The following is a 15,243-nucleotide window of genomic DNA, read 5'->3' as shown; positions in this document are numbered from 1 at the left end:
CAGTCATAATACCAACATTACTCCTACCACTTAGCTAAATGGGGGAGCATGTCCGGGCCTTTCGGGGGCTATTTCACTGGCACTCTTCCGGCATAACCACCAGCGTCATCGGCGCCCTGAAGCGTGGTTTGTCGCCTCTGTCAGGCGAACTCGGTATTCATGTCTGTGGCGGGCGAGGGCGGAATTCCCGGGAGACCCCCGGCGAGTTGATTGCGATCGGCGAGCGCGTGGGCCTCGATGGAAGTGGCCTGGCGACAACCAGCCGCCTCGTCGCAAAGGTCGACAGTGCAGCAGTTCAAGACGGCTTCGACCTTTACCTGCACGGTTTTATCGTCACCGACGACGGCAAATGGGTCATCGTGCAACAGGGCATGAACGGCGAAAGGCGGCAGGCCCGGCGCTACCATTGGCTTTCGGAGGGGATCACCAGCTTCGTGGATTCGCCCCACACGGCGATCGAAGGCGCGCGGCAGGGCGAGATCGTCAACCTTGCCGACCGCCGTGCCGCGGCCTCGCGCAATAGCCAGCTCGATCTTCTGGCTTCGCTGGGGCCGGATCGGATCGTCCGGGAGGTCGCAGCCATCGAGCCAAGGCGGGTGACCAAGCAAAGCGCGCAGCCAATGCTGCCGCATCTGATTATGCCTGAACATCACGACGTGCGCGAAGAAGACGTCAATATGAAACGCCTGCATGCCACGCTCGCTGCGGCCGCCGACCGTGGCCCAGAGGATTTCGAGCATCTCCTGCTGGTGCCGGGGGTTGGGGCGCGGACCGTCAAGGCGCTGGCGATGGTGGCCGAAGTTGTGCACGGTGCGCCATGCCGGTTCGGCGATCCGGCACGCTTCTCGCTTGCCCACGGCGGCAAGGATCGCCACCCGTTCCCGGTTCCACTGAAAGTCTACGACGAGACGATCCGGGTGATGAAGTCCGCCGTGTCGAAAGCGAAGCTCGGTCGTGACGAAGAGATGCAGGTTCTCAAGCGCCTCGACGATCAGGCTCGCCAGTTCGAGAAATACGTGACCGGCCCGGATCTCAAGGAGATCGTGGCCGGCGAGTTTCGACAATCGCAAGAGTTCGGCGGTCGCAGCGTCTTTGGCTGGGAAGGGCCGGAAGAACCGTCGAGAGATGCAGGGCGGTCACGCCGTCAAGGCGACCGCGACCGGTAGGCGGCTCAATGCGACCGCAAGGCGTTGCAGCGAATCTCTTTCTTTGATCTCTTCGAGGAGTTCTCGCCGGAACTCAAACCTCCTCCCAAGGGTTGGAAGGTCGTGCGAACAAGCTTGCGAGGGCGAACCAGCAGAATCCACGTCAAGAGGAGTCTCGCGATGGAAGAACTGCAGAGCATCACGGTATCTGAGGAACGGCTCGAGGATTGCCGGGACGTCGTTGAACTTGACCTCCAGCTTTTGATCCGCGAGACGATCGACTCCGGGTTTTCGGTGGAGGAGGTGTTGATCGCGATCAGTGAGTTGGTGGCGGAGGATTTCGCCCACGCCGTCAAGGTCGCCAGCGTCCACTAGAGCATCCCGCATTCAAGTGGAATCAGTTGAAGCGGAAAGATGCTCCGGAAACGAAACGCGCGGGGGCTCTAGAGAACGCGTTGCTGTCCGAAACGGAGTATCCGGTCGCGCAGCGAAGGCTCGGCGACACGCTTCGCCGCTTCCCGATAGTCGAACCAGGCGAGCTTTCGCTCTCCCTTCTCGGGGAATTTCCCGCGCATGCGCGTGACTTCCAGGGGGTGGAGTTGAACCCTGCAGGAGATCTTGAGCCCATGGTCGAGCCTCTTCTTGTAGAAGTAGTGGCCGAAAGGAAACCTCTGGCAGGTGCCCTTCACGCCAGCCTCTTCATAGGCTTCTCTCGCAGCCACCTCATGCGCGCGCTTTCCTTTCATCGGCCAGCCCTTGGGAATGACCCAGCGTCCGGTGTCCCGGCTGGTAATGAGAAGGATCTCCAGTGTGTTGTCTTTACGAAAGCGATAACACAAGGCCGCGTACTGCATGCGCGGCGGCCGGCGAAGCATCAACTGCACGTCAGAGACAATCTGGTGTAGAAAATTCACAGAAACGCTATCTCCTTTGTCGCCCTTTGTGGCAAACGGGCTCTGCCTGCCACTTGCGGACAGTAACATCCGGATCGGCGGTTCTGTTCCGCCAACACATTGCGCGAAAGTGGAGCGCGCGACGGATTGGGCCGCCAATTCAAAGCATCGACAGGATCCGATTGCTGAGTGATCCCCGATAGGTCTTTTTGATGTCCACCTTGTTTTCCAGCGAGTCCAGGATCTCGTCGCAGAAATCGATGTCGTGGAGTTCGCGAATGGTCTGGAGGCCGCCAGGCGTGAATACGTTGATCTCGAGAAGCTTGTCGCCGACGATATCAAGGCCGACCAGGAACATGCCGTCTTCAACGAGCTTCGGCCGTAGCATCTCGGCGATCGCCAGCATCTCCTTCGTAATGTTGGCCGGCTTTGGAGTGCCGCTTGCGTGGATGTTGGATCGGACGTCTCCCTTGGGCGGCACGCGTCTGAACGCAGCATAGACGTCGCCCCTGTGCAGCGGTCGTCCGTTCATCAGGAACAACCGCGTATCGCCGTCCGACGCCTTGGGAAGGTAGCTCTGCACGATAAGATAGCCGACGACGCCGACAGCCTCGACAATTTGCGTAAGATTGCCCTCCGTGCTGGTACCCACCCGGAAGACGTTTCGACCGCCAGAACCCTGCAACGGTTTGATGATCACACCCTCGGAGTGGCTGTCGATGAACGTACGGATTTCATCGATGTCCTTGGAGATCAAGGTTGTCGGGCGAACGGCCACCGGGAAATCCTGGAAGTAAAGCTTGTCCTGGGCCAATGCCAAGCCGCAGGGATCGTTGACAACGATCGTACCGCGCTCCGCGGCGAGACGGCCGAAATTCGCCCCGGCGTAGGATGCCCAGGGTCGGTTTTCGGCGTCCTCTGACGGATCGTTGCGAAGCAGCAGAACGTCCACTTCTTCGATGTTGACGATGGTCTTGTCCGCGTTCGTGAGCGCTCGCAAGAGCGTCTCGGGCTTCTTCGGTCGTGTGCCGACGAAACCGGCCGCCCGTATCATCAGTGTATCGTCAGGGCGCAGGATAAAATCACCGGGCGTGACGTAAAGAACCTCGTGTCCGCGAGAGAGCGCGGCAAGCGCCAACGCGGTCGTCGTATAGGACGGCCCTTCGGTTTCGAGTGCGTTGACAAGGAGGGCAATACGCATTGGGGCTCCTAGCTTCGGGGGATTTTGATCGCTGTTCACGCCGCGTCACAAAATGAATGCGCAGCACATGACCGAAGAAATAGGGCGGCCGCCGGTGCCAGCTACTCCTGCGTATCGCGCCAGTCGGAAATTGGCGTTTTCGTTGCGATGCCGTTGTCGATGGTGAGCACGCTATCGAAGAAATCGACCCCGCTTTCTGACTGGATCGACGAGGTATCGTGCATAACGGCGATCACCGTCGCCTCCGGGCAATGATCCTTGATCGATTGATGGAATGCCCGAACCGCGTCGCTATCAAGGGCGCCTGTCGCCTCGTCGAGGAAGAGCAGGCCTGGCCTTAATAGCAGGATCTTAGCAAGGACGAGTTTCTGCTTCTCGCCCCCGGACAGAAGCTTGTCCCAGTTCTGCCCATCGCGACCATCGCTCGAAAGCTCTTCCGCAATTTCTTCGAGCCCGGCTTCTTTCAACACCGACGCGACAGAGGCGTCGTCATGGGCTTCAGCCTCATCCGGCAGACAGACGAGATCCTTCAGGCAAACACCCTGGAGCTTGACGTCTTGGGCAGCGTAGAGGCTTCGCACGTTCTCCGGCGTCGTGATCGTGCCGCGTCCGTGTGCCCACAGACCGTTGATTGCCTTCAGAAGCGAGGTCTTTCCGCTTCCGGAATCACCGACCACCAAGATCCACTCTCCGGGAAGGAAATTCAGTTCGTCAGCGGTCAGGAAAGCCTGGTCATCGCCGGAATGCAGGAGCTCGATGGCGTGGATCGTCAGGCCCCGCGCGGCGTCCTGGGAATTGTACTCGAACACCGATGGGCCGCTGCGAGCATAGTAATCCTGCGGCTGCTGCACCGCTTCTATTGCTTGGGCAAGTTCGGTGATCCGGTGTGCATCCGCCTTGAGCGTCGCGATGTCGGGCATCGCATGGATGAACCACGAGCATTCGTTGATCAGGGCCGTCGCCAGCTCCGCGCCGGTGACATAGTCCTGCAGGCTGATCGTTTTGTCGACGTAGGGGAGTAGCCCTGGCGCATAGGCGACGATGCGTGAGCCGATGAAATTATGTACCAGCTCGAAGCCCATGTAGCCGGCGGTCACGCGGTTGAGGCTCGCCCAAGTGTTGTCGATCTCGCGATATCGGCGCCCGTTGACGGCCTTCTGCGCGGGTTCGCCCTTGATGACCGCAACATGAAAACTGCGGTGCAACAATTGGTTCAATTCGCTGCGATAGCTGCCTTCGGCCGATTGGATGCGTATGGACAGGCCCTGCAGGACACTGCCGAGCTTGGCTGCGATGAACGTATTGAGGGGCACGTAGATCGCGATCGCCAGAAACATCAGGCAGGCGCTACCGTAGCTGCCGAGCAGATCAAGCCCCCTGACGGGGCTCGATGTTTCGATCAGTTTTCGCCCGACGAAGCCAAGCGACAAAACAACGCCGGCGATGCCCACGCCAAGACCGATGGCACCGCCTGTCATGCCCTTAATCGCTTCCTGTACCCTCTGGTCGATGTTGTCGGGCGACGAACTCTCGCCTTCGGTCGCGGCGCCAAATCCGTTCTGCTGAAGGTGGAAATGGGTATGGTTGGAATCGAGCAGCGCCTGGTTGAAGCGTTTATCCAGCCACTGGCGCCATTTCCGGTGGAGCGTGGTCGAGAAGAAATGACGGACCGCAGTGAACCCGGCGTCCCTGGTGATCGCGATCGCCGCAAGCGTCGCTGCGGTGGTCAGGAGCGACGAAGGCGTGGTGGGCACGGTGGGGTGGTGAAAATTGGCGATCCGATTGACAAGCTCGCCGGACGTCAGGGCGAAGTAGACGCTTGCTTGCGCCGACAATCCGGTGAGCAGCAGGATGAGAAAGGTCAAGCCCCAGGCCTCGCGCCAACGTTCGGAGAGCCAATAGGCCAGCAACAGGCCCCAGAAGCTGCGCATGGAGGAAACAGGGCTGCTCCGGCGCGGTCGTTCCCGACCGAGGGTCCATTTGACCAGTGCTGCTGTTCGTTGTGCGTTGCTGCGCACCACCTCACTTAAAGCCATCTCCATGAACTGGGGCGAGGATCGGGCTTGTCAAATCCGAAGAATACCGCGGCAGAGGGGGCAGGGTCCTTGCCAATTGCCGATGCCCTTTTATCTCCGAGGCTTAAGCGTCGGAGATAGAAATGTCGTCGCGGTCAATTTTGCCAGTTCATGCTCATCGGTTCCGATCGCCAGGAGGGCTGCTGCCTGCCATCCGTCGCGGCGAGCGACGCTTCGCCGTCGCCTGGTGAGGCCGCCACTTCCCTTTGTCGGGCCTCTGGCGGCCTCGAAGCATTGCGCCTCAAACGAGATTGAACTCCAGGCGCGCATTCCCGTCAAGGTTTAGCGTTTAGCCAATTCGAACTAGACGCGGGTGCCGCCCCCACGGGTCTGGATCGCTCTGTCATGTGGCGGTCAATATTACGCCGGCTCGGTCCGATCCGCTCGAAGATCTCGCTGGCGGCCATCGGCTGGAGTCCGTATTTGGCGATGAATTCTGTCAGGTCGTAGTGGCCGTTCGCAACGACTGTCGATGGGTCGAAGCGCTTTGCTCGCACACGTTTCTTATTTCGCGCGCCTGTTCTGGCTGATGTGCCCGGGACCGGGGCAGAGCCATTGTCGTTCATAACCAGTTCTCCTTGCGACTGGATGTTTCGAATGCTCCGGCGGCCATCGTGTGTGCGCTGGCTGGATCGAGCATGCCGGGTCTCGCCAATGCATGGGGCGCTGAACGGGTTCCAACTGGTGCCGGCGAAGTATTGTTTCCGTCTGGAACCTTTCGGCGCCGCAGCTGTTGGAGGTGTTCCAACTAGATGGCACAGGAGCTTGCTATGCCGGAGAAGACGCTCGAGGCGCTGTTCTATGACGGCCTTAAGGACATCTACTATGCGGAGAGGCAGATACTGAAAGCACTGCCAAAGATGGCGCGCGCCGCGCAATTGCCCGACAGCAAAGCGGCGTTCCAGAAGCACCGGGACGAAACGGAGGGCCATGTCGAGCGCTTGCAACAGGTCTTCGAGATACTCGGCAAGCGCGCGCAGGGAAAGACCTGCGAGGCTATCCAGGGGATCATCGCCGAGGGCGAGGAGATCATCGAGGAGTTCAAAGGGAGCCCGGCTCTCGACGCCGGCCTCATCTCCACGGCTCAGGCGGTCGAACACTATGAGATCGCGCGCTATGGCACCCTGAAGACCTGGGCCAAGCAACTTGGGTTGGAGAAGGCAGTGCCGCTGCTCGACCAAACCCTTCAGGAAGAAGCGGCCACCGACAAGGCACTCACCAAAATCGCTCTCTCTGCCGCCAACATCAAGGCGAAGGCGGCCTGACCATCGTGAAAAGGCGGAGGGCGAAGGCTCGCCCTCCGCGCCAATTCGGGCCATCGGCCAGAAGAAGCCTGGCACAAAGCCGGGCCGAAGCCCTTCTGGGGAAGGCCCAGTCGCAGCGCCGCGCGCAGTTACGGCGCTAGCTGCGCGGTGAGCGATCTGGAACATGTCCTCGACGAGGGGCTATTTTCGGGCGATCGCTTCGGCCAGCCGAAGAAGAAGAGGTTTCATCCGATCCGCCGGAACACCGGCATAGCCGAGAATGAGCGCAGCCGGCTGAGGTGTGGCGATCGTATAGTCGGACAGCGGATAGCACTGCAGCCCCGCATCGAGCACGGCGCGGTGCGAGGCCTGGTCTTCACGACCGTCTTGCAGCCAAGCGAGTGCGTTGAGCCCGCTTTCGGAACAGTCGACGCGGGCAAGTCCTGCAAGGACGTCCCGCCCGGCTTGCATGAACGCCTCGCGGCGCTCGGCATAAAGGCCACGCATGCGGCGCAGATGACTGGCAAAATGTCCGCCGCCGATGAACTCGGCGAGCGCGAGCTGGGTTTCGACCGGCACGCTGCGATGGATCAGTGCCGACAGGTTGCGGAAAGCACCGATCAGTTGCGGTGGCAAGACGAGATAGCCGATACGCAGACCCGGATAGAGCGCTTTGCTGAAACTGCCGGCATAGATCACGCGTCCGTTGCCGTCGATGGAGCGCATGGAGGGCAGCGGCGCGCCGTCATAACGGAATTCGCTGTCGTAATCGTCCTCGATGATCCAGGTATCGTTTGCTCGCGCCCATTCGAGCAGGGCAAGCCGGCGCGGCAGCGACAGGGTGACACCGAGCGGGTGGTGGCGCGATGGCATGACGAAGGCGAGCCGCGCATCGGGATAACGAGCCATGGCGCCTTCGACATCCAAACCGTCTGCGTCGACATTCGTTGGGCACAGCCGCAGCCCGAGCGTGCGGAACAGGTTGCTGGTGGTGACGGGCCCCGGGTTTTCGAACCATATCCCATCGCCAGGATCGGCAAGCGCCAGGACCGCGAGCGTGAAGGCGGCATGCCCGCCGGGCGTGATGACGATCTGCTCGGGATCGCAGGGATCGCGCCGATGCAGGGCCAGATATTCGGCGATCCTCTGCCGCAGAACCAGCTCGCCCGCAACGTCGCCATAGCCCATGGCCACGGCCTTGCCGCCGCGCGTCACCGAATTCCAGCATTTCCGCCAGACGGCAAAGGGAAACCGGTCGAGCGCCGGACGGTTGGGGAGGAAAGGCCTGTCTTCCATCTGGCCGATATCGGCTGACATCCGGCGTGACAGCTCGCCAATACGCGACAGGCGCGGCGGTGCAGTCTCTGCGGCATCCCGCGGAGTTGGGGTGAACCGGTGTTTCGCGGATTGGCGGGGCAAGGCCGACGACACGAAGGTGCCGGCTCCCTGTCGGGCCTCCAGATAGCCCTCTGCCTTCAGATTATCGAGCACGCGCACCAAGGTCTGGCGCGACAGGCCCAACTCTTCGGCAAGGATGCGACTCGCAGGCAGGCGTGTTCCGGCGCGCAGGTGTCCCTTGAGGATCGCCATGCGCAATTGGTCCTGCACCTGGCGGAACTTCGGTAGGGCGATCGAGGCATCGAGGCGAAGGAAAGGCAGGATCGGGCCTTCAAGCTGTTTGACCACCGATGCGTCTCCAAAATTGGTACAGTCAATTGCACCATAATGGACGTTTCTTTGTCGTCCAATTGTTACATCCTGTCCCTACACGAAAACGCACCGATGCAGCCTTCCGCAGGACGCAGACAAGGTGCGGGGGAACCGGGCCTGACGGCGGTGCCGACGACCGGATGTAAGGACAGAAGTAGCCATCGCCCACGATCCGTCGCAGACGGTCAACAGGAGGAAACCATGAAGAGACTTCTATCGCGCGCAACGAGCCGCGCCTTCGTCTCCACCCTTGCCCTGGCCGCGGCGCTGCCGGGTATCGCCCGCGCCGAGGCTTCGCAAGAACTCGTGGCAGCTGCCACCAAGGAAGGCACGCTGACAGTCATCGCACTGCCCCACGACTGGTGCAACTACGGAGAGGTGATCGCCGGCTTCAAGGCGAAATATCCGGGCATCGAGGTCAACGAGCTGAACCCCGATGCCGGCACGGCCGATGAGCTGGAAGCAATCCGGGCGAACAAGGGCAATACGGGCGCGCAGGCACCCGACGTCGTAGATCTCGGTCTGGCCTTTGCGCCCGCCGCCGCGCAGGAGGGCCTGCTTCAACCATACAAGGTGGCGACCTGGGACGAAATCCCGGACAACATCAAGGACGAGAAGGGCTATTGGTACGGCGACTACTACGGCGTCATGGCCTTCGGTGTGAACAAGGACCTGCTTGAGACCGCACCGGCCGACTGGTCGGATCTGTCGAAGTCTGAATACTCCGGGGCCGTGGCGCTGACCGGCGACCCGCGGTCCTCGGCGCAGGCGATCCTGGCGCTGATGTCGGCAGGCATCTCGCGCGGCGCCAAGCCTGGAGCGGAATCCGGCGGCAAGGGCCTTGAGCTCTTTGCCGAACTGAACAAGTCCGGCAACTTCGTGCCGGTGCTCGGCAAGGCCGGCACCATCGCACAGGGGCAAACGCCGATCGTCGCTGCCTGGGACTACAATCTGCTGGCCTGGCGCGACGCGCTGAACGGCAATCCGCCGATGGACGTGATCGTGCCGGCAAGCGGTGTCGTCGCCGGCGTCTATGTGCAGGCGATCTCGGCCTATGCGCCGCACCCGAACGCTGCCAAGCTCTGGATGGAATATCTCTATTCCGACGAGGGTCAGACCGGCTGGCTGAAGGGCTACTGCCACCCCGCGCGTTTCAACGCCATGCTGAAGGCCGGCAAGTTCCCGCAGGAGCTGCTCGACAAGCTGCCGCCGGCCGAAGCCTATGAAAAGGCAACCTTCCCGACAGTCGATGAACTTTCCGCCAACAAGACCGCGGTGGTCGAGGGCTGGGACAAGGTGGTCGGCGCCAACGTGAAATAACTCTCCCGGTCGGCGGGAGGCTTACCTGTCAGGAGGCCTCTCGCCAGCCTTTGGCGCAATTTATTCCAGGGACAAATCCGATGACGACAAGCGTCGCATCCCTGCCGGCGGCCTTCAAGCCGCGGCAGGTCCTCAGCTGGCTCGGGGTTGCCCCTTTCTTCCTCTTTGCCACGCTCTTCCTCATCCTACCCACTCTCAACATCGTGCTTGGCGCGTTCCGCGACGCTGAGGGACAGGTGACGCTTGAGAACCTTGGCAAGCTTCTGGCGCCCTCGATACGGTCGGCCTTCTGGATTTCGATCGAGCTCAGCCTGCTGACCGCGGTACTTGGATGTCTTTTCGGTTTCCTGATCGCTGCCGCCATCACCCTCGGTGGCCTTCCGCGCCCGTTGCGCAATGCCATCCTCACTTTCTCGGGCGTCGCCTCGAATTTTGCCGGTGTGCCACTCGCCTTCGCCTTCATCGCAACACTCGGCCGCCTCGGTTTCGTGACCATGCTGTTGCGCCATTGGTTCGGCATCAATCTTTACGGGGCCGGCTTCAACATCGTCTCGTTTCTCGGGCTGGCACTTACCTATCTCTATTTCCAGATCCCGCTGATGGTGCTGATCATCACGCCAGCTCTGGAGGGGCTGCGCCGCGAATGGCGGGAGGCGGCGGAAAGTCTCGGCGCCAGCGGTTTTCAATACTGGCGACTGGTGGCGTTGCCGGTGCTGTGGCCCTCGCTTCTCGGCACGCTCGCTCTGCTTTTCGCCAATGCCTTTGGTGCTGTTGCGACCGCAATCGCACTGACCGGCTCATCACTCTCGATCGCGCCGATCGTACTGTTTGCGCAGATCCGCGGCGACGTGCTCAACGATCCGCATCTGGGCTACGCCATCGCCTTTGCCATGATCCTGCTGACCGCCATTGCCAACGCGATCTACATCCTCCTGCGCATGCGTGCGGAAAGGTGGGTCAAATGACGGAGAGACGCCTCTGGTCCTGGCTCGCCGTCGCCTTGGGCGGGCTCTACTTCCTGCTGCCGCTCGTCGGCATGTTCGATTTCTCCATGCGCATGCAGCGCGATGGCTACAGCTTTGAAGCCTATCGTGTCGTGCTGGCCGATACGCAATTCCAGCAGACCTTCGGCTATTCGGTGGTGCTGGCGCTGCTGACGATCGTGCTCGGTATCCTGATCGTGGTCCCGACCGCCTATTTCGTGCGGCTGCGTTTTCCCGGGTTGCGTCCGATCGTCGAGTTCCTGACGCTGTTGCCACTGGTCATTCCGCCGATCGTCATCGTCTTCGGCTATATCCGCATCTACAACACGTCCTCGGTCCTGCCGCTGACGGGAAGCTGGTGGGGCACCAATCTCCTGCTTCTGTTCGGCTATGTGACGTTGTCGCTACCCTACATGTATCGCTCGGTGGACACGGGCCTTCGCACCATCGATATCGGCAGCCTGACGGAGGCGGCACAGAGCCTTGGGGCCGGCTGGGCGCGCATTCTCGCCGTCGTCATCCTGCCGAACGTCTTCGTCTCGGTACTCTCAGGGGCCTTCCTGACCTTCGCGATCGTCATCGGCGAATATGTCTTCGCCGCCTTGCTCAACGTCGGGTCCTTCGGTCCGTACATGGTCTGGATGGGCGGCAATCGCGCCTACGAGCCATCGGCGCTCGCGGTGGTGGCCTTTGCCATTACCTGGGCCTGCATGGGGCTGATCCAGCTTTTCACCCGCTTTTCCAAATTCTCTACCGTGAGGCGTTGACCATGGCCTTTCTCGACATCCTTCACCTGGAAAAGTCCTTCGGCGCGCAGCGCGTCGTCAAGGATTTCAATCTCGGCATCGAGAAGGGCGAATTCATCTCCTTCCTCGGGCCTTCCGGCTGCGGCAAGACCACGATCCTGCGTATGGTCGCCGGGTTCGAGACGCCGACGTCCGGCGCGATTTGCATCGACGGGCGCGATGTAAGCGGCCTGGCTGCCAACCGTCGCAACATCGGGATGGTGTTCCAGGCCTATGCACTTTTTCCCAACCTTACGGTTGAGCAGAACATCGGGTTCGGCCTGCGAATAAAGGGCGAGGGACAGGCAGCGATCAGCGCGCGTGTTGGTGAAATGTTGGAGATGGTTGGCCTGCCGAAACTCGGCGAGCGCTACCCGTTCCAGCTTTCCGGCGGCCAGCAGCAGCGGGTAGCCTTGGCGCGTGCGCTCGCAATCCGGCCGCAGGTTCTGCTGCTTGATGAACCTCTATCGGCCCTTGACGCGAAGATACGCGTGAGCCTGCGGGAGGAGATCCGCCGCATCCAGCGTGAGCTCGGGATCACCACCATCTTCGTGACGCACGATCAGGAAGAGGCGCTGTCGATGTCGGACCGCGTAGTGGTCATGCATCAAGGCATAGCCGATCAGGTCGGCACGCCATTTGAAATCTACAATCGGCCGGCGACGCGTTTCGTGGCGCAGTTCGTTGGGACACTCAATCTCCTCGACGCCCGCCTCCTCGACGCAGCCGCGGGGCGGGTAGGGTTGGGGGATATCCCGGTGGCGCTGAACCGGGAACTGCCGGGCCGGGTTGGTGACCGGTTGAGCCTGGCGCTGCGGCCGGAAACAGTGGTGCTGGGGCGAAAAGACGAGGGCGGCGTCGTTCTCTCCGGCCATATTGTGGAGGTGCATTTCCTGGGGTCGGTGATCCGCATCCGTGTCGCGGTTGCCGGTCAGTTCGTCTCGCTCGACACCTTCAACCAACCCGACACGCCGCCGCCTTCGGTCGGCACCCCGGTCGAGGTCAGTATTTCTGATCGTGACCTGCTCGTTCTTGCCGCCTGACGAAGCTCGCGAAGGAACCGGGATGGTGACCGATATGCCATGGGAAATGACGCACCGTCCGAACTGGAGGCAGAGGATAGAGGGGCTGTCGGCCGAAAGTCGCGCGCGGCTCGCTGCGCGGGCACGACGCGCGCCGCTGTTTGCCCATGCCTATGCCTTTCACCTGAACTTCCGCTTTGGCGGCATGAAACCCTTGGATCTAGTTGAATTCGCGAGAGAGCAGCGTCTCGCGGGCCTCAAGATTCATGTCGAGGACGGCGAGCAGGCAAGTCTCGCCAGAATGCCGGACGAGGCGTTGAGCGCCTTTGGCGCGGCGGTGAGCGGGTTCAATCTGGAGCTGCATGTCGAAACCAGCACGACGGAGCTTGCCGGGCTCTCGGATGCGGTGCGCATCGCGCTTTTGACCGGAGCCACCTCGCTTCGCTGCTATCCGCGTTACGAGGGGCGTATCTCGCAGATCGTCGAATGGACGATCGCAGATCTCCGGCGGCTCGAGAAACTCGATCCTGAAGGCAGGCTCCGGTTCACGCTTGAACAGCATGAGGATCTCAAATCAGAAGAGTTGATCCAAATCATCGAGGCGGTCGCTAACCCGCGCCTCAGCCTCCTGTTCGATTTCGGCAACATGATCAATGCGTTCGAAGCGCCGATGTCGGCTCTGGCAGCGCAGGCGCCATACATCACCGAGGTACATGTCAAGGACTGTCTCGTGCGGGCGGACCGCGGCGGTTGGGCGCATCTCGCCTGCCTGTCGGGAAGCGGCGATTTGCCGATGCTCGCGATGTTGATGGAACTCTTGCTGCTTGGCGGCGACAGGCCCCAGGTCCTGGCCTTCGGGCTGGAAGAGGAGGAGGGCTACTTCGCGCCTGCACTCCGCTTTGCTTCCGAGGCCCGGGACCCGTTCATTCCCGCCCGCTCGCCAAGCTTCACGACGATCGGAGCGGGCAATCAGGAGACGCGGCTGCGCCAGGAGATAGCGGCCGCCCACAGGCAGGTCGAAACCGTCCGAAGCCTGTTGCAGAAAATCATAACCCAAGCTGAGAAGGTCCACGAATGACGGCCGAACACGTCTGCCCGCCGGCGTTTCTGGCATTCGCCCACGAACTGGCCGATGCCGCCGCCACCGTTATACGCCCCTATTTCCGCCAACGGCTGGAGATCTCAGCCAAAGCGGACAGCAGTCCTGTTACGGAAGCCGATCGTCTTGCCGAAATGTCGATGCGACAGATGATCGAGACGTGCTTTCCTGACCACGGCGTTCGTGGCGAGGAGTTTGGTGCCACCAATGCGGATGCGGAATGGGTTTGGGTGCTCGATCCGATCGACGGCACGAAGTCTTTTGCTTCCGGCTCGCTGGCTTTCGGTACCCAAATCGCTCTCCTGCATCAGGGCACGCCGTTCCTTGGAATCATCGATCAGCCGGTAACAAACGAACGCTGGGTTGGCCAGTGCGGATGCCCGACCCTCTTCAACGGTGTACCGGTCCAAACGAGCGATACGGCCCGCCTCAAGGAGGCGATCGTCTATACATCGGCGCTGGAGCAGTTCGATCTCGATGCCAGAGAGCGTTTCTCGCGGCTGGCCGCCGGGGCGCGCTTCACGCGCATGTCGCACGATTGCTACGCTGCCGGCCTGCTCGCGCTCGGTAGCGTTGATCTCCTGGTCGAGAGCAACGTGTTCGATTACGACATCCTTCCGCAGATACCCATCATCGAAGGAGCGGGCGGTATCGTTACGGACTGGGAGGGCCACCCACTGGCTGACACGCACCGGTACGAGACAGTCCTCATGGCCGCAAACGATACGCTCCATACCGAAGCGCTCGGTCGGTTAAAGCGCGGGAAGGACCCGGCAGCGGCCAGTCGCATTTTCTAACGAGCGGGTTCGGTGGGATGATGCCCTTCGAATAGCGGGCGATGTTTCGCGAGCGCCTGGCCTGCAAACTCGGTAAAGGCGCTGACCCGGGCCGTGCGGCGCAGATCCTCGTGGGTGAGAAGCCAGAGTTCTCTCGTCATTTCAGCAACCGGCGGCCCGATGCGCATCAGGCCGGACGTCGTATCGCCGAGATAGCAAGGGAGAGCGGTAAGCCCGATGCCGGCTGCTGCCGCTTCGCGCGCCGTAACCAGCGAGTCACAGCGCAGCACTGCCGGCGCCGGCAGCGTCGCGCGCATCCATCGTGCGACGCTCGTGGAAGCAAGCGCGTCGCCGAGCCCAACCCAGCGTTCCCTCGCGAAGTCGATCTCGTCGACTGATGCCAAGCCGCGTTCGTGCAGGTAGGAAGGCGCCGCATAAACGGCGAAGGCAACACTCGCGATCCGGCGGCCAACGAGAGCGTCGGGGGAATCGACGGCTGGGCGAATGGCGACGTCCGCGTCGCGGTGGGAGAGATTTGCCAGGGCATTCGACGTGCTCACCTCAAGCAGGACGCCGGGGTGGCGCTGCTGGAAGGCAGCCAGTATGGACGGCAAAATCGAAGCCATGAGGGTATCGGTGGTGGTGATCCGCAGGCTGCCTTCCAGACGCAGATCTTGTCCCGTCAGGCGCCGTTCGAGTTCAGTGACCGTTTCGGCCATCTGCCGCGCCACCGCGAGCAGTTCCTCGCCCCCGGCAGTCAGCGTGTAGCCGGACGGGAGGCGATCAAACAGCCGAACACCCAATTTCTGTTCGAACGATCCGACGCGCCGGAGCACGGTGGTGTGATTGACGCCGAGCGCGCGGGCGGCAGCGGCCAGAGAATTCGCCTCCGCGACCGCCAGGACAAAGCGGAGATCTTCCCAATCGATTTGGTGGTGGCTGTGCATGATTGCACAAACTTACAACAGGGAAGCGGACCGGGCGAGCGAA

General features: G+C 61.6%; 13 protein-coding genes and 1 pseudogene. 9 read left to right on the top strand and 5 right to left on the bottom strand.

Features of this window, described 5'->3' with window-relative positions; translation table 11 throughout:
* Positions 1–77 precede the first annotated feature (77 nt).
* Positions 78–1,166, top strand: a pseudogene (locus tag AC070A_RS21265) (DUF763 domain-containing protein); the annotation flags it as partial.
* 159 nt (positions 1,167–1,325) lie between these two features.
* Positions 1,326–1,520, top strand: a complete 195-nt coding sequence (locus AC070A_RS21260) for a hypothetical protein (RefSeq protein WP_057249919.1) — start codon at positions 1,326–1,328, stop codon at positions 1,518–1,520.
* Between the two features lie 68 nt (positions 1,521–1,588).
* Here the strand turns inward: AC070A_RS21260 and AC070A_RS21255 are convergent, their stop codons facing one another.
* The 3 genes from AC070A_RS21255 to AC070A_RS21245 all read right to left on the bottom strand — a co-directional run bounded on the left by AC070A_RS21255 (position 1,589) and on the right by AC070A_RS21245 (position 5,170).
* A complete protein-coding gene (locus tag AC070A_RS21255) occupies positions 1,589–2,059 on the bottom strand; it encodes an NUDIX hydrolase (RefSeq protein ID WP_110879686.1) in 471 nt (156 codons plus the stop codon).
* 139 nt (positions 2,060–2,198) lie between these two features.
* Entirely contained in the window at positions 2,199–3,239 is a 1,041-nt protein-coding gene (locus tag AC070A_RS21250) for a glutathione synthetase (RefSeq protein WP_112946453.1), read from the bottom strand.
* A gap of 101 nt (positions 3,240–3,340) precedes the next feature.
* A complete protein-coding gene (locus AC070A_RS21245; protein ID WP_492384344.1) occupies positions 3,341–5,170 on the bottom strand; it encodes an ABC transporter ATP-binding protein/permease in 1,830 nt (609 codons plus the stop codon).
* Positions 5,171–6,084: 914 nt separating this feature from the next.
* On the opposite strand from AC070A_RS21245, the gene AC070A_RS21240 reads away from it, so the two are divergent.
* Positions 6,085–6,579, top strand: a complete 495-nt coding sequence (locus AC070A_RS21240; protein WP_058321958.1) for a YciE/YciF ferroxidase family protein — start codon at positions 6,085–6,087, stop codon at positions 6,577–6,579.
* Positions 6,580–6,759: 180 nt separating this feature from the next.
* On the opposite strand, the gene pdxR is transcribed toward AC070A_RS21240, so the two are convergent.
* Positions 6,760–8,244 carry a MocR-like pyridoxine biosynthesis transcription factor PdxR gene (gene pdxR / locus AC070A_RS21235; protein WP_110879613.1) on the bottom strand — a complete coding sequence of 495 codons (1,485 nt, stop codon included), beginning with the start codon at positions 8,242–8,244 and terminating at the stop codon, positions 6,760–6,762.
* A 225-nt stretch (positions 8,245–8,469) separates the two neighbouring features.
* On the opposite strand from pdxR, the gene AC070A_RS21230 reads away from it, so the two are divergent.
* The 6 genes from AC070A_RS21230 to AC070A_RS21205 all read left to right on the top strand — a co-directional run bounded on the left by AC070A_RS21230 (position 8,470) and on the right by AC070A_RS21205 (position 14,274).
* Positions 8,470–9,588: an ABC transporter substrate-binding protein gene (locus AC070A_RS21230; protein WP_492384343.1), complete on the top strand. Its 1,119-nt coding sequence runs from the start codon at positions 8,470–8,472 to the stop codon at positions 9,586–9,588.
* An 80-nt stretch (positions 9,589–9,668) separates the two neighbouring features.
* The gene (locus tag AC070A_RS21225; RefSeq protein ID WP_110879611.1) at positions 9,669–10,553 is read left to right on the top strand and encodes an ABC transporter permease; all 885 of its coding nucleotides are present in this window, start codon (positions 9,669–9,671) and stop codon (positions 10,551–10,553) included.
* Positions 10,550–11,338: an ABC transporter permease gene (locus AC070A_RS21220; protein WP_492384342.1), complete on the top strand. Its 789-nt coding sequence runs from the start codon at positions 10,550–10,552 to the stop codon at positions 11,336–11,338. The genes AC070A_RS21225 and AC070A_RS21220 overlap by 4 nt, the downstream gene beginning before the upstream one ends.
* A gap of 2 nt (positions 11,339–11,340) precedes the next feature.
* Positions 11,341–12,399: an ABC transporter ATP-binding protein gene (locus AC070A_RS21215; protein ID WP_492384341.1), complete on the top strand. Its 1,059-nt coding sequence runs from the start codon at positions 11,341–11,343 to the stop codon at positions 12,397–12,399.
* A 34-nt stretch (positions 12,400–12,433) separates the two neighbouring features.
* Entirely contained in the window at positions 12,434–13,456 is a 1,023-nt protein-coding gene (locus AC070A_RS21210; protein WP_492384429.1) for a sugar phosphate isomerase/epimerase family protein, read from the top strand.
* Complete coding sequence (locus AC070A_RS21205) at positions 13,453–14,274, top strand: inositol monophosphatase family protein (protein WP_492384340.1); 822 nt, start codon at positions 13,453–13,455, stop codon at positions 14,272–14,274. Before AC070A_RS21210 ends, AC070A_RS21205 begins: the two co-directional genes overlap by 4 nt.
* Here AC070A_RS21205 and AC070A_RS21200 read toward each other — a convergent pair.
* Positions 14,271–15,200 carry a LysR family transcriptional regulator gene (locus AC070A_RS21200; RefSeq protein WP_093235069.1) on the bottom strand — a complete coding sequence of 310 codons (930 nt, stop codon included), beginning with the start codon at positions 15,198–15,200 and terminating at the stop codon, positions 14,271–14,273. The genes AC070A_RS21205 and AC070A_RS21200 overlap by 4 nt on opposite strands.
* Positions 15,201–15,243: the final 43 nt, after the last annotated feature.

The sequence above is a fragment of the Ensifer sp. GW101-20A05 genome (assembly GCF_059424735.1).
This window is presented reverse-complemented; position numbering and strand designations above follow the sequence as displayed.